Source organism: Tunturiibacter gelidiferens (assembly GCF_014201335.1).
Classification (GTDB): Bacteria; Acidobacteriota; Terriglobia; order Terriglobales; family Acidobacteriaceae; genus Edaphobacter; species Edaphobacter lichenicola_E.
The window spans coordinates 342,072-357,570 of sequence record NZ_JACHEB010000001.1 but is presented as its reverse complement, the minus strand read 5'-3'; the positions used below and the strand labels follow the sequence as shown (position 1 = coordinate 357,570).

10 protein-coding genes and 1 tRNA gene are annotated in these 15,499 nt (G+C 57.1%); 6 read left to right on the top strand and 5 right to left on the bottom strand.

What is annotated here, in order from left to right:
• Positions 1 to 56: 56 nt before the first annotated feature.
• The gene (purS, locus tag HDF14_RS01425; protein ID WP_183972843.1) at positions 57 to 302 is read right to left on the bottom strand and encodes a phosphoribosylformylglycinamidine synthase subunit PurS; all 246 of its coding nucleotides are present in this window, start codon (positions 300 to 302) and stop codon (positions 57 to 59) included.
• 139 nt (positions 303 to 441) lie between these two features.
• Here purS and HDF14_RS01420 point away from each other — a divergent pair, with 139 nt between their 5' ends.
• On the top strand, positions 442 to 1,002 hold the full coding sequence (locus tag HDF14_RS01420; RefSeq protein ID WP_183972841.1) for an inorganic diphosphatase: 561 nt from the start codon (positions 442 to 444) through the stop codon (positions 1,000 to 1,002).
• Between the two features lie 6 nt (positions 1,003 to 1,008).
• Here HDF14_RS01420 and HDF14_RS01415 read toward each other — a convergent pair whose 3' ends face one another.
• Positions 1,009 to 2,394: an APC family permease gene (locus HDF14_RS01415; protein ID WP_260697944.1), complete on the bottom strand. Its 1,386-nt coding sequence runs from the start codon at positions 2,392 to 2,394 to the stop codon at positions 1,009 to 1,011.
• 217 nt (positions 2,395 to 2,611) lie between these two features.
• Here HDF14_RS01415 and HDF14_RS01410 point away from each other — a divergent pair.
• Positions 2,612 to 2,703, top strand: a tRNA-Ser gene (locus HDF14_RS01410).
• Positions 2,704 to 2,888: 185 nt separating this feature from the next.
• Positions 2,889 to 3,776 carry a hypothetical protein gene (locus HDF14_RS01405; protein WP_183972839.1) on the top strand — a complete coding sequence of 296 codons (888 nt, stop codon included), beginning with the start codon at positions 2,889 to 2,891 and terminating at the stop codon, positions 3,774 to 3,776.
• On the opposite strand, the gene HDF14_RS26230 is transcribed toward HDF14_RS01405, so the two are convergent.
• Positions 3,773 to 3,901, bottom strand: a complete 129-nt coding sequence (locus tag HDF14_RS26230; protein WP_260697943.1) for a hypothetical protein — start codon at positions 3,899 to 3,901, stop codon at positions 3,773 to 3,775. The genes HDF14_RS01405 and HDF14_RS26230 overlap by 4 nt on opposite strands.
• A 738-nt stretch (positions 3,902 to 4,639) precedes the next feature.
• Here HDF14_RS26230 and HDF14_RS27110 point away from each other — a divergent pair.
• Complete coding sequence (locus tag HDF14_RS27110) at positions 4,640 to 5,269, top strand: ATP-dependent helicase C-terminal domain-containing protein (RefSeq protein ID WP_183972837.1); 630 nt, start codon at positions 4,640 to 4,642, stop codon at positions 5,267 to 5,269.
• A gap of 249 nt (positions 5,270 to 5,518) precedes the next feature.
• Here the strand turns inward: HDF14_RS27110 and HDF14_RS01395 are convergent, their stop codons facing one another.
• Together HDF14_RS01395 and HDF14_RS01390 are read right to left on the bottom strand one after the other, a co-directional pair.
• Positions 5,519 to 6,133, bottom strand: a complete 615-nt coding sequence (locus HDF14_RS01395; protein ID WP_183972835.1) for a response regulator — start codon at positions 6,131 to 6,133, stop codon at positions 5,519 to 5,521.
• Positions 6,126 to 9,098, bottom strand: coding sequence for a sensor histidine kinase (locus HDF14_RS01390; protein WP_183972833.1), 2,973 nt, complete (start codon positions 9,096 to 9,098; stop codon positions 6,126 to 6,128). The genes HDF14_RS01395 and HDF14_RS01390 overlap by 8 nt, the downstream gene beginning before the upstream one ends.
• A gap of 317 nt (positions 9,099 to 9,415) precedes the next feature.
• Here HDF14_RS01390 and HDF14_RS01385 point away from each other — a divergent pair, with 317 nt between their 5' ends.
• Complete coding sequence (locus HDF14_RS01385) at positions 9,416 to 12,958, top strand: Ig-like domain repeat protein (protein WP_183972831.1); 3,543 nt, start codon at positions 9,416 to 9,418, stop codon at positions 12,956 to 12,958.
• Positions 12,959 to 13,013: 55 nt separating this feature from the next.
• A complete protein-coding gene (locus HDF14_RS01380) occupies positions 13,014 to 15,425 on the top strand; it encodes a choice-of-anchor tandem repeat GloVer-containing protein (RefSeq protein WP_183972829.1) in 2,412 nt (803 codons plus the stop codon).
• Positions 15,426 to 15,499: the final 74 nt, after the last annotated feature.

The following is a 15,499-nucleotide window of genomic DNA, read 5'->3' as shown; positions in this document are numbered from 1 at the left end:
TCACACGCGAAAATCCACGCCAAATTAGCGCCGAGTACCGCACAGGAAGCCTTTGCTCAGGACTCCAACCGGAACGTAAACTCCTCAATAACAGGGTTTGTCAGAACCTCGCGTGCAATCCGCTCCACCTCTGTCTGCGCGGCGTTCTGCTCCAGTCCATCCTCCAGAGTCAGCAGGAAATACTTCCCCTGCCGCACATCGGCAACGCCGCGATATTCCATCCGCCGCAATGCATCTGCAACTGTCTGCCCCTGGGCATCCAGCACCGTTCGTTTCAGCGTTACATAGACATGAGCCTTCATTTTGTCTGATTATAGACAAGGTGCAGCTTTCGCCCTCAATCGAGGTAGCGAACCTCCACCAGGCAGCTGGGCCAACCGAACTACGAAGTCAGCCAAGCCTAAATTTTTCGATTGGACAAGAGAAGAGACCCCAGACTTTATGACGAACTACCTGGAACTCCCCGTCGGGCCTAACAGCCCCGAGGTCATCAACGCAGTCATCGAGATCCCTTACGAGGGTGTCAACAAGTACGAGTACGACAAAGAGCTCCACGTCTTCCGTCTCGACCGCAACCTCTACTCCCCCGTCCACTACCCCGGCGACTATGGTTTCATCCCCAGCACCCTGGGCGACGACGGCGACCCCCTCGACTGCCTCGTTCTCGTCGACACCCCCAGCTTCTCCGGATGCGTCATGCAGGTTCGCCCCATCGGCGTCCTCGAGATGCTAGACCAGGGCCTCGGCGACGAGAAGGTCCTCTGCGTAGGCCAGGACAATCCCCGCTACAAAGATGTCTGGAACTTCTCCGAGATCTATCCCCACATGCTCAAGGAGATCACGCACTTCTTCGCCATCTACAAGGATCTCGAAGGCAAGCGTGTCGAAGTCAAAGGCTGGCGGGATGCATCCTTCGCTCGCAACAAAGTCCTCGAAGCCCAGCAGCGCTTCATCGACAACAAGGCCAACCCCATCCCCAAGCCGGTCCCCAAAAAATCGTAGCTGCCATCAGCGCATCACCGAAGGGGTCGCCGTAAGGCGGCCCTTTCGCATCACCCGAGCCGCAAAATAAACCACTGGTCCCGCTGCCGCCACAATCGCCGCAAACCCCAGCGCCGGCAGCCCAGCCACACGCTCCCCCCGCGCCGCCCATAGCGCAAACGCGATCAGCCCCGCCGGCGCCACGCCCATCCCCACTGCACCCCAAACGCCGCCCGGCACCTTGAACGGCCTCGCCAACTCCGGCTCCTTCACTCGCAACACCACCAGCGCCACAAACTCCAGCACCAGCGCCCCTCCATACAGCACCAGGTCAATCGAAATCAGCCGTTCAAACGACAGCCTCAGCGCCAGCGCCCACCCCACCGAACACAGCACCACACTCACCCATGGCACCCCACGAGCATTCGTCTTCGCCACCACCTTCGGCAGCATCCCCTCCTCGGCAAGCGCATACGGCACCCGCGTATAACTCATCACCAGCGCGTTGAACATCCCGAACCCATTGATCGTCCCACCCAGCACCACGCACAGCGCCAGCCACGGCCCCACCAGCTCCCTCGCCGCATCCGTCCACGCACCCGTCGAAAACCTCTCCGCCGGAATCCCCGCCGCCGCCACCGCCGCCAGCGGCAGAACATACGTCACCGCCACCAGCCCCACCGCCGCCAGCATCGCCCTCGGATAATTCTTCTGCGGCTCCTCCACCTCCTGCGCCACCGTTGAAGCGTTATCCCACCCCATGTAGTTCCACAGCGTCACCGACACCGCCCCCGCAAAGTCCGCCCCCGTCCTCGGAACCCCCAGCGCCGCCGTCCCCGCCACGCCCAAACCATGCCCGCCCACCAACCCCTTCCACAACCCCACCGCCGTCAGCACCACAAACGGCGACAGCAGCAGGCAGAACATCCCCACCGAACCCTCGCCCACCGCCCTCGCGCTCCAAAGATTCCAAACCATACACAGCACCACCACCGCCAGCGCCCAAACCGTCCCCCTGTACCCAGCCGTCCACGCCGGCTCAAGCCTCCCCACATACAGCACAACGATCGCCGGATAGATCGCCATATCAAACACACTCGCCGCCAGGCTCAGCCACGCCTCCTGAAACCCCCAGAAGCTGCCCAGCGCCCGCCTCACCCAGCAGTAGTACCCACCCTGCAGCGGTATCGCCGCCGCCAGCTCCCCCACCATCAAACTCGTCGGCAGACTCCACACCACCGGCACCACCAGCAGCAGCACCAGCGCCCACCCATACCCCGCCATGCCGAGTATGTCTTCCAGTCCATACGGCCCACCCGACACCATAAAGTACGTCGCCGCAATCAGCGGCAGCAGCCGTATCTTCCCCCCGCCCGCCATCGCTCTTCCCAAACCCACCCGCCCCACCGCCATTCAGTCTTTATATAGTCAATCCCGCGCATCCGCCGTCTTTTTGGTTGTCGTCCTCGTCCTTTAGTTGTCATTCCCGAAGGGAATCTGCGGTTGCATTCGTTTTTCTGAGGAGTGCCCAAGCCTCATTCCGCAGCACCTTGTCTTCCTCCCCCAGCCTCAAGCTATAATTGCCACAGCCGGGCATCGCCGAGAGGCAGATGCTCATCGCAACACAGACGGAGAGTTGGCCGAGTGGCTGAAGGCGGCGGTTTGCTAAACCGTTATAGGGCGAAAGCTCTATCGGGGGTTCGAATCCCCCATTCTCCGCCATTACTTTATAATCAATAGCTTACAACCAGTGATACTAGCTCTGATACTGATTTGGTAAGCTTTGACCATGAATCTTCGGGTCAATCTAACCAAACGCATCAATCGTGCTGCTTCTGGTCGAGCTGACGCGGGACGACGATGGATCAGGACAAAAGAGCGTCCTTCTGAAGACAACGAGAGGTCTGTTGCTCCCCATCAGCTTTGGCCTTTCGATCGTTTGTGTCATGCAGGCGGTCTTCGATCTCTTCGATGAGGACACGAAGTCGATCCGCCTGATTGAAAACCATATCGGTTATCTCTCAAAGGAGGCGAAAGCGTGGGTGGATCTCTCTCTCCCAAGCACTATAGCTCTGACCTTGAGTCTCATATTCGTAGCCCTGCTGATTCCCCGACTCAAACCGGTAACAAGAGGCGGCAAGGTCCTCAAGTATCTTCATTCGATATCGTCGGTCGTAGCCTGTGTAAGCAGTTTCACCTTTTTTGCCCAAGTGCCGTTCAAATACCAGGATCACGTAGAGAGGCGCAGAATCGAGGCCGAACGAAAAGAGAAGCCCGTCCGAAACGATCTACGCCTTGTCGCCGCTGAGTCCCTTGACCGTTCCTTGAAAAAGCTTACTCCCGATGAGAAAGCGAGCATTCGCGAGGAATATGAAGCGGTGTTCTCGGAGATCAATGACACAGTCCCCTACCGTGACCAAGGTCGAACCCTTGAAGCAATGGCGCAACATGCTGTTTCGGCTATTCCGAACAGCCAAGAGATGGCGGACGCCCTGGATACGATGGAAAGGAAGTCCGGCTTCAACCCCGAAGCGGAGGGTGCGGACAAGACTGAAGATGAACAGAAGGATTCGAGCACGGGCCCGAATGAGGAACTGATTGCAGGACTGAGCGCCATCTTTGGAGAACTGATAGGCACAGCAGTGCCAGAATTCGAAGGAGTGTCCGCGAAGTTTATTGACAGCTTGGTGGATAAGGAAGCCGACTACTATTTCGACCACCATTTGAAACCCGTATTGAGCGCCCACCTGAACGACGTGCTGCCTCTGACCACTGCTTTTTCGGATTCTTGCTAAATCGCTTCCGTATGCAACAGTCTTCGAAAGAGGATATTCAGAGTGTGGTGGGAGAAGAGATGAAAGTAGTGCGGGAAGAAGTTCATGCTGAAGAAGAGCGCGTAGGCGAAGAACAGAGGGTTCAAGAGGAGAGAGCACCTCACGAGACCTTCGTCGAACCATAGCTCCGAGTCCGTCACAGGATGTTAGGAGCCCTAACCAACCCTCTTCATTGATGTGGTGGCAGGGTTTTGGTGGGGTAGGGCACCTACAGCCCGCTTTTTGCCCCGATTCAAGCGACAAAATAATCGACTAGTTAGTAATTATCATCCGCAAGTATATTTCACACTGTAATATCCAAATTCAAGAGGAAATCCTCGCATTCGGCTTCAGCTTTCACGAGTGCCACGGTGATCATGCTAGGGTCCGTGTGAATGGCACTCCTTGAGATCGGCAACAGCGTCTCCGGATTGTAGGCGCAATCGCTCGTTCAGCCGAGCTTCCAAGTGGTCAAAGACTGTGCGAAACCTGCGCGAAGAAAACACCTTTTCCCGTAAATGAAAACGAGCCTGTTTCATTCTTGGAAGTGGACTTTCTGGCGGGAATGACATCAGGTAGATGCAGTCGATTCGAACCTGATCCACATAATCGCTTGTTTAGAAAGCTTTGCTCCATAAACCTGCGTACCTGAGCAGAGTCTGCGAGTCTGCCCGCGATCGGATCCACAGTCCGACCCCTGTGAAACCCGGAATCAGCCGAGCCAATAATTGAACGTTAGAGCCATTTCAAACTTTTTAACTTTGACAGATCGTTTCTGTTGCCCATATTTAGCGGACGGATCTTGAATGATGGCGTGAGTCGCTTCAACGCGACCGCAATCCAGCGTGACATGGAATCGCGTCGCAGAACGGGTAGATGTAGTCAGCACCTTGCTATACGACGATCTGGTGATTCAAGAGTCCCAGGACACACTACCGGACACGGAGGCCGCATCCGATCTGCTCTGCAGCAAGGCGTTGGAAGTTGGCATCGAGCGTTTCGTCGATGGGGATTTACTGAAGCAATTCCGAGCACGGGTTGAGTTCGCCGGTCTTACGCAGCCAGATATCGCACAAGCATTGCGTGAACTATGCTCCGGACTTCGAAGCTTTGCCGATCTGAAAGCCGCAGCGAAGGACTTCCTTCTCCTTGTGGAGCAAAAGACGGATTCAAAGCTTCTGCGTGAACTGGCTCCAGTGAGCGTTCGATTGCAGAATGGGCGTCACACCAAAATTCATTACGGTGGCGACAAGCCCCCTTGGATAGCATCTCGCCTTCAGGACTTCTTCGGAATGCGAGACACTCCGCGTGTTGGAGCCGACCGTACCCCGCTGGTAGTACATCTGCTCGCACCGAACCAGAGAGCTGTGCAGACCACGACCGATCTTGCCGGATTTTGGTCGAGACTCTATCCACAAGTGCGCCGCGAGCTCATGCGCCGATACCCCAGGCACCAGTGGCCAGAAAGTCCGTAATTCGATCCAATGACGTATCGCTCGCTCTAGGAAACCGACCTGGGGCATTTCCATGCCTCTCTGAGGTGCCAGTTTCGCACTTGCTTCGCTCTCAATATGACGTTCGACCGTCTTAGCGTAACCCAAAAAAACGACTGCTAAAACATCACATCAGCCCCGCAAAACACCTCACGCACACCATCAAAACAACACGGCAAAAACATCACAAAGCCACTCCAAAAAAAGGTACCCTAATTCGACGTGATCCCGTTAGACATCGAAGAAGCCCCTTTGAATCGAGATGGTCACTGCGTGAGTGCGGTCGCTCGCCTGCAGTTTCGTCATGATGTTCTTCAAATACCCCTTCACCGTGTGCTCAGAAATTAGCATCTCCTCCGCGATGAGTTTATTGGATAAACCCCTTGCGGCACGCCGCAAAACGTCAAGTTCTCTCACAGTAAGCTCCGCCTCTCCGCTGGAGCCGAAAAGTTTTGAGGCGATCTCATCGGGAATGCAGCGGTGCCCCTCATGGACGAGACGAATGGTCTTGACGAGTTCTGATCCCAGCATGTCCTTCAACAGATATCCGGAGGCTCCTGCACGAAAGGCTCGAATGGCTTGATAATCGCCACCGCCCGTAGTGAGTACGACAATTCGTGCTGTTGGAAACTCTGCCCGTACTTTTAGAATCGTCTCCAGACCGCCCATATTCGGCATACGCATGTCCACTAACATGACCTCTGGCTTGTGCAAACGAAACTGCAGGATCGCCTCCCGACCGTCGATAGCCTCGCCGACCACGATCATGTCCGGCTCGGTATTGATCTCACTCGCAATCCCGGCACGCATCATGGGATGATCGTCAACGACAAGTACTCTAATCATTGATCTTCCTCGTCGCAGTAATAGGTTTTAGCGGGTAGAAAGGAGTCGCTTGTCTGCTCGGGGAACTCTCCGTCGGATAGATCACCGTGGCGGGAATGTTCAACTCCACAACCGTGCCTCCCCCTGGGTGTCTTCGTATCTCGATGAGCGCACCGAGTCGGCTTGCCCGCTCCCGCATACCCAGCATGCCTAAATGACCGTCTCGGTGACCGTGCTGCACGAACTCAGCGGGGATGCCAACACCGTTGTCAGAGACAACAATGCGCAGTGACGAGTCACCGAAGGCAAGCAGAACTTCGATGCACGAAGCTCCGGCATGGCGGATCGCATTGGCCAGCGCTTCTCGTGTGATCTTCATGGTCTCGCTGCCTGCAGCAGCGTCAAGCTTGCGAGGGTTCCCGTTAGTCTCAAACGTAAGTCGCGCACTCGTGCTCGGGCGCAGATCGTCGATCATCTGCTTGAACGGTGCGTACAGGGGCGTATCGAACGAAGGCTCGGATCGCAGCTCGCGTAAGAGTTCGCGTCCTTCAATCATCACCTGTGTGGATTGCTTGAGCGCATCCTCATAGGATCGGCGGGCGGGGTTTTCGTGTGGCAGTTGTTTGGTCAGCGTATGAAAGCGAAGCAGCAATACCTGAATCGATTGAAAGAACGTGTCGTGTAGGTCTTGGGCGATTCGTTCCCGCTCGCGCAGACGTTCGAGGAGCCGAACGCGCACCTGGTTGGTCGCATGTCGAAGCCGCAGGTTGTAGAGAAAGCTCAGCAAACTCGCCATAGTCACAATGATTAAGGCTTTGAAATACCAGCTCTGAAGAAAAGTAGGTGGAAGGTAAAGCGGGGTGGTCGTTGTGACGGGGCTCCAGACGCCATCGTTATTACTGGCCATCACGCGAAACGTGTAGTGCCCGGGAGGAACTTTTACGTAAAACGCCTGTCGACGGGGACCCACGTCCTGCCAGCTCTTATCAAAACCTTCGAGCATATAGCGGAAGCGCACGCGTTGCGGTATCAATAAGCTTGGGGCAGTGTAGTCAAAACGAAGGTTTTGCACGCCCTTAACTAAAGTGACGCCTGACGGCGCCATATATTCACGATGGTCGGCGACCACACGGTCGACGAAGACCGCAGGAGCAACCGTGTTCCTGGCAATCTGCGCGGGATCGATCCAGGTCAGCTCGTGGCGGTCCGCAAAATAAATGCGTCCATCCTTGGTGTTGATCGCCGTGGGCAGCGGCCTCAGTTGCACCGGGACATCGGTGAGTCCGTCGAGGTAGTTGTACAGACGCAGCGCAACGCGATACCGCGGATCGGCAGATGCCTTTGCAAGCTCGTCGTGCGAGATCATGATCACGCCGGACGATTGGTTCAGCCAAAGACTTCCATCTGCCGACTCGACGATACCGGTCACGCCCCGGATCGAGTCATCGCCGCAACTCAGGATGGAATGAACCGCACCGTCGCGATAGTACGACAGGCCTTCGGTACCGCCGAGCCATACATGGTCGCCGTCTTCGGCGATGGCTAGAATATTTCCTGCAGTCACGCCGTCGCGCGTCCCCAGCGTCGTGGTCGTGTTGCCCGTTACTATCGCGACGTTGTTCCGGATGAAACCCTGCCAGATGCGGCCTTCGTGGTCCCGCAACATGCTGAGCACCGCAAAGTGATCCGCGTCCGGCGCCTTGAACCTGCTCCATCTGGCACCTTCCAGCTTGAAGGTGCCGTGTCCGAGAATGCTCGCCCACAGAACTCCCTTCGCGTCGGTAGTCATGGTCTGGACTTCCAGCGGCAGGCCATTCCCATCCTCCGGCATCGGGATCCTTGTGAATCGGTTGCCCACCATATGCCAGAGCTGGCTGGTTACCCCAATCCAGACGCTGTTGTCGCCGTCGGCATAGAGGCTGGTGATCCCCTCCGGGCTATGAGGAATTGGGACGAGTGTGTTGTCTCGCAGACGAAACAGCGATGGCCCGCGAATATTTTTCACGCCAACCAGCAGGCCGCCCTTGTCCTGCGCGACTGAGATGCCGTTGGTCCCAAGTGGCATTGTTAGGGACGAGAGTGCCGCCGGACGGAACTGATCCAACCCTTTTTCGGTCGCAACCCACAGGCTGCCTTCGCGATCACGCATGACTTGCATGCTTACGTTTGCAGTAAGCCCGTCTTTGGCCGCGAAGTTTTCAAACGAGTCGCGGCTGACTGCAACGCCGGGGGAGGGAAGCGGTGCTCTCAAGCGAAATACGCCGGAAAGGTCAGAGCCCATCCATAAGCTACCGTCACGCGCTCGTGCCGCAAAGCCTGGCGAAAAGTCAGAGTGCGTTGGATACAACAACCAGTTACCGCCGGGCGCGCGAACGAGCTCGACCAGATCGTGATCACTTGCTAGCCAGGTGCGGTCCGGCCTGTCGGAGAGGAGGCCCCAAAACTTGCCTTCGATGCTTGTGTCATGGAAGAGGTGTTCCCCCGCCGGGAGGTACTGAAGTGTCTTGCCGTTGTAAGCCCAGAGTGTTCCTGAGGCATCAAGAAAAGGACGGAAGACAGATCGTCCGTGGAATCCCCACTCGTGGCCCATAGGTATCCATTGGCCGTTGACAAATCGCGCCATGCCTTGTCCCGTCGCCGCCCACAGCGTGCCGTCCTTGAGTTCAAGAAAACCAGTCGAAGAGGACGCAAAGATACCTTCAGCGGGATAGTTTGTGATCCTTCCATCTCTGATGAAACTAATGCCACCGAACTGGTAGCCGATCCAGAGCCCACCCGTGGTGGGTGCGTACAAGGTAATCACGTTCTCAGAGAGAAGCTTGGCGTCGTCTGCAGGCTGAAACTTCGTAAACTGGACACCATCAAAGCGATAAAGCCCCGAGTTGGTCGCGATCCACAAAAACCCGTCGGTCGACTGCGCGATTCGCCAAATGCCTGCAGGAGCACCCTCTCGCGCGGTCCAGGTAGAGTGATAAAGCTCCCGCATATCCTCTTGGGTCGGAGGGTGTACAGAACTCGCGAGCAGCTGACAGCCCAGAAGCGCGGGTAGTACACAAGCCAGTAGCGGCCTTACATTTTTCAGTCCGCATTGTAGTAACCCCTCGAAAGAGGGTGCCGCACGGCTACGAATGAGGGCTTGGCAAAGTTTCATGGGAGATTTATCAATTTTACAGGGTCTTATTCTTCCAGCCCTACTTAAGAGACGACACTCCACCACTTATCCAGGTTCGGCGTCCGAATCGCCGCGGCCACGCGACGCTACACGCACTAATACTGAAGCTCAGATTTGAGGAAACGGGAGTCATGAAGAAAGCCGTCATTGCCGCTGTTCTCGCATTCACCAGCTACGCTTGGGGCGCTGCTGTGCCAGGTTCGGTCTCCGCTCGCGCACGTATAACCGCCCAGATCAATGAGCGCGTCCTGGTGACACTGGAAGGCAACACCCACCGCGCCGCACGCGATTCCGCCAACGATCGAGGCGCTGTGGCAGCTGATTTCTCAATGCCCCACATGCTGCTACAGCTCAAGCGTTCACCCGAGCAGGAGGCGGCACTTCAGAAGGCCATGGACCAAATGCAGACACCGGGTAGCGCGTCATATCACTCTTGGCTCTCGGAGCAGGAGTTCGACGAGCAGTTTGGAGTTAGCGCGAGCGATGTGGCGAAGGTCACGGCATGGCTCGCAGGTCATGGTTTCACTATTGGAGGTATCACGCCAGACGGAATGGTGGTTGACTTCTCCGGAACCGCATCCATGGTGCGTGATGCCTTCCATACTGACATCCATCGGCTGGAACTTCCTGGGGGCGAGAGACACGTCGCCAACATGTCCGACCCGCAGATCCCGGCATCGCTCGCAAGCGTAGTCGTAGGGCCGACCTCACTGAGCGATTTCAAGCCTCATGCCGATCATGTGACGCGCCGTAAGGTGACCGCGGAAGAGAGCAGAGCGACAACAGGCTCTGGACCGGACTATACCGCTCCCAACGGTAGTGGCAGTTCGTATCTCTTCACGCCCGGCGACGCGCAGACAATCTACAACACGACGCCATTGCTGGCTGCCGGTACAACCGGGAAAGGCCAAACCATTGGACTGATCGAGGACGAGACCGCGTACGATCCCGAGGGCACGGGAACCTCACCGGATTGGACGACGTTTGTCGATACCTTTGGCCTGGCCAAATATGGCGGCAAACAGACGACCTCGTTTCCCACTGGTGCACTCTTCTGTGGCCAGCCGGGAGATTACAACGACGGGACCGACGTTGAGGTAGCTCTCGATGTGGAATATGCCTCTGCCATGGCTCCCGGCGCGAACGTAGTCGTGGAGGCCTGCCAGGACGGATACAGCACGTTCGGCGGGTTGATCGCGATTGAAAATCTTGTGTCCGCCAGCAAGATTACAGTTCCGGTACTCAGCATGAGCTATGGCTTTTGCGAAGTTGGCAACGGAGCGGCAAGCAACGCTGCGTTCTCCTATGCTTACCAGCATGGAGCAGCCCGAGGTGTGTCGATCTTCGTCTCAAGCGGGGACGATGGGGCACGCGCCTGCGATGATGGAAATCCGGTCTCGTACTACGGCGTCGACACCAGCGGGTATGCCACCACGCCCTACAATGTGGCCGTAGGTGGAACCGACTTTGGCGATACGTACGATCACACTCGGACGACCTACTGGAACGCTACCAACAATGCAGACTACGCCTCCGCCAAAAGCTACATCCCCGAGATCCCGTGGAATGACAGCTGCGCGAGTGAGTTGGTTGCGTCCTTCCTGGGATATCCGAAGAGCTATGGCCCAAGCGGTTTTTGCGGAAGCCCGCTGGCGGCCACTCTTACGCCTCAAAACACATTCGAGTACATCGACACGGTCGCAGGCAGCGGAGGCCCAAGCAATTGCTTTAGCGGCACCTCTGCGACCAGCGGCGTAGCCGACGGCACCTGCATAGGCCAACCTAAGCCTTCCTGGCAGAAGATCGTTGGAAATCCGAACGATCACGTGCGCGATATTCCGGACGTCTCACTCTTCGCTTCGAACGGTGTCTGGGGCCATTACATCGTGCTCTGTGCCTCGAATCCGGCAGAGGCGCAGTATGGAACCGAACCCTGCACTGGAACGCCCGATACCTGGTCTGGCGCAGGAGGGACCTCAGCTTCCTCGCCGATGATGGCCGGCATTCAGACCCTGATCAACAGCTACACAAAGGAGATGGCAGGTAATCCCAACTACCTGTACTACTCGCTGGCAAGCACGGAGTACGGCTCGGCCGGCAACTCTGCCTGTAACTCGACGAAGGGTGCGAGCGGCACAAGCGCCTGCATCTTCCATGACGTCACCCGGGGCGATATCAATACGCCTTGCACTTACTACAACCCGCAGACTCTGCTTGCGTTCGACTGCTTCGGCATCGCCAACGACCTCAACATCAACGCTCCAGCAGGTGCCCCGGTAGGAGTGGACTCAGTAACAGATGCATCTTACAAAGTCACCTACGGCACCAACGTTGGTTGGGACTTCGCAACCGGCATCGGGTCAGTCAATGCATGGAATCTGGCACAGGGTTTCGCGAAGGCCTACGGTAGCGCATCGCCCTTCAAGGCGACCGTGGCGCTTAACTCAAGCGTCGCCTCCTATGTCTTCGAACACGGGCCCGCGAGCATCACTTACCAGGCAACGGTCAGCGGATCGGGCACCTACCCCACGGGTATAGTGACCTTCGCGATCGGAGGCACCACGCTAGGAACGGCAACCCTCGAGCCAACTGGCGGATGCTCGTCCGGCGGAAGCTGCACCGAGGTAGCGAGCTACACGTATGCGCCGGGTACGCTGGCTGTCGGTGCTTACGCAGTCTCGGCGACGTACTCGTCCACGAATGAAAACTACGCGCCAGCCACCGCGCAGACGACCCTTCAGGTGATCAAGGCTGGCACAGTAGTCAACGCGACGGCGCTGACCGTCTCGCCCTCGACCTTGGCAGCAGGCTCTTCCAAGATCACTTTCGCTGCGAAGGTCTCGAGTGCCACAGGCACGCTCGACGGTACTGTCACCTTCACCTCAGGCGGTGTCTCGAAGGGAATCTGCACACTCGCGAAGGGAGCATGCTCGATCAGCCTACCCGCGACCACGTATGCGGCGGGCACCTTCTCAGTGGTTGCGGTATACAGCGGCTCCGCCACCTACGAGTCTTCGGTCTCAGCGGCGGAAAAACTGATCGTCACCAAGGCGGCAACCACCGTGGTACCGAGTGGTACAAGCTCCGTAGAAGCGGGCGGCACGGTAACCTTGGTTGCCAACGTGGCGCGTCCTGCAGGCTACACAGGCGTTCCGACAGGAACCGTACACTTCTACTCCAGTACTCTGCTGCAGAGCACACAAGGTGTAGCGACGCTGGACAGTACCGGCAAAGCTGTCTACGAGCAGGTGCTGACCGGCGTTCCTGCGGGAACCTACGATGTAATCGCCAAGTATGCAGGAGATGGTTCGGATGCCGCCTCCAACTCTTCAACCCTCACTGTAATTGTGACCAAGGCGCTGAGCGAGGTAACCCTCACCTCCAGCGCGAATCCAGTAGCCGAAGGCTCTCTGGTGTCTATCACAGCGGTCGTGACACATGCTTGCTGCTCGACAGTGCCTCCTTCGGGTACGGTCGCGTTCCTCCTCGGAACCAAGTCACTCGGAACTCTCAGTCTGAGCTCCGGCAGTGCTGTGCTCTCCGTAAACACCGCGGGCCTCACACCAGGCACCTACAGCGTGATCGCAAAGTACAGCGGCGACGCTACCAACCAGCCGTCTACAAGGACCTTCACCCTCACCGTCGTCGCAGCCGCCAGCGCTGCGACGCGGTAAGGATAAGTGATCACAACATCGGCATTGAAACAGTATCTCCCGGGGGTTTCGAAAGATGATTCATCGACTGATCCAAGCCACTACCGCCGCAGCCATCCTTGCCGCATCTGCCCTGCCGGCCGCAGCGCTGCAGAGCAGGCCGGAAGCTTCCACCTCTGCCTATACCCAGCCTTCCATCGTGGATGTCTTCAGCTTTGAAGGAGCCTATCACTGCGGTGGAAGCTGCGCGCCGGACGGCACGGGCTCTTCCAACAGCCTAATGCTCGCCAGCGACGGTAACTTCTACGGCGCAACTGTCTCGGGCGGCACGCTTATGAACGGAGTACTGTTCAAGCTGACTCCGGATGGCACCTACACCGACATCCATAACTTCGGATTTACGCCCGACGGCGCGACCGTTGTCACATCGCTTATGGAAGCCTTTGATGGAAACCTATACGGAGTGACCGATTCGGGGGGTGCTAACTATCGCGGCACGATCTTCCAGTACAACCTCTCCACGGGGGTTTTCACTACCGTCTACAACTTTGTCGTCGGAGGTGGCTCATACAGTCAGCTAATCGATGATGCCAAGGGCCATCTATATGGAAGCACTTCGTACGACGGACTGAACGGCCTTGGGAATATCTTCTCGTGGAACTACAAGACCAACTCCTACGTCGATGTCTACGACTTCAAGAATGGCGTCGATGGGCAGCATCCTTGGGGTGGGATCCTTGTTGCGAGCGACGGCAGAATATACGGTACTTCCCGCTTCGGTGGCCCAACGGACCACACCGGTACGGGTTTCGGCGACGGCGTGGCTTGGTCTGTCGACGTCCAGGGAACCGACTTCAAGGTGATTCATAACTTCGGAGCGAGCGCCACTGACGGATACTCTCCGGTTCAGGGATTTGTCGAAGGATCGGACCACTCGCTTTATAGCACCACTCTCTTTGGGGGCAAGGACTGCTCGGCGAATGACAACAGCAACGGCTGCGGCACGCTATACAAGATCACGCCAAATGGAGGCAACCCCACTTACACGCAGGTCTACGCCTTTAGCCTCAGCGCCGGTCAGGGTACAAATCCACAGCACGGGGCCCCGACACTTGGCGGTGACGGAAGACTCTACGTGGTCGGTCCGCAAGGAGGGCCGACCGGCTACGGCCAGTTGATGGCTTTCACAACAGCAGGCGTTTTCACTGACGTACATGACTTCGCCGCACTCGGAGCCAGCGATACTTCCGGAACTCCCACCGCTGCAGTGCTGGAAGACCAGCTTGGGAACCTCTGGGGTGGCACCATCACTGGCGCCGAAAACCAGAACGGTGACATCTTCAAGATCGAAGCCGGCATTGCGCCTGCAATGACGCTGACTGCAAGCACAACGACTTCGGACGTAGATCAGATGGTCAAGCTCACATGGGGCGTGACGAATGCTTTCAGTGATTCAGCTAAGGTATGCTTCGCTTCGAGCTCTGATGGCAGCTTCGTCGGCCAGAAGTCGATCGCCGGAAATATGACGGTTGAGCCGGCTACGTCCGGAACCATCCTCTACACACTGACATGTGGAGGCTCGCAAACGGCAACTGCGACGGTAGACGTCTTGCCGAAGATCGTGACAACGACAACAATCGATTCCGCGCCGTCGAGTCTGGTCTTCGGACAAACGGGCGCAGTCGATGTCTCGGTTGCAACTCCGTCCGGAGTGGTTTCAGGTATTCTTGATCTGGTCTCTGGCGGGAAAACAATTGCTACTGCAGAAGTAACAAATGGTGTGGCGCACCTCTCCTTCGCGACTGCTAAGCTCAGTGCGGCCAACTACAGCGTTCAGGCAAGTTATGAGGGGAATCAGAAGTACGCCGCTTCGGTTTCCGGAGTCGCGAAGATCGTCGTCGCGAAGACCACCCCTACCGTCAAATTCACTCTAACACCGGCCAAACTGGCGGATGGCGAGCCAGTTACTCTAATAGTCTCTGTGACTAACGGGGCTGGAACTCTCAGTGGTTCTGTTGTCTTCTCCATCGGGAATCAGACCATTACCAGCAGCGTGCTCAGCTCAGGTTCAGCTATCGTCTCGATCGACACGAGCAAATATGCAGCCGGGACCTATGCAGTGACCGCTAAGTATGGAGGGGATGTCGATGACACCACCGCGTCTGCCTCGCAAACGATGACCATCTCCAAGGACAGCACTATCACTACGCTTGGAATTGCATCGTCGGTCGTAGTAGGCAGCCAGCTGGTAGCGAACATCGCCGTGACGAAGCCAAATATACCGGGAACCCCAACCGGTACAGTGCAGTTGCTGAGAAACGGACAGGTCGTCGCCAGCGCAACCTTGTCCGGCGGTAAAGCAGTCATCAAAAGCTCTACCGTCGTGGTGTCCGCAGGAGCCTACTCTTTCAGCGCTGTCTACCTGGGAGATACGCAGGATGCGTCGTCGTCCTCTTCGAGCGAGTCTGTCACCGTAACGACAAAATAAAACCTGGCAAGCGCGGTCGCATACTTACGCACAGCGACCGCGCTTTCCTTTCCAGAAGATGACAGGGAGTGGTG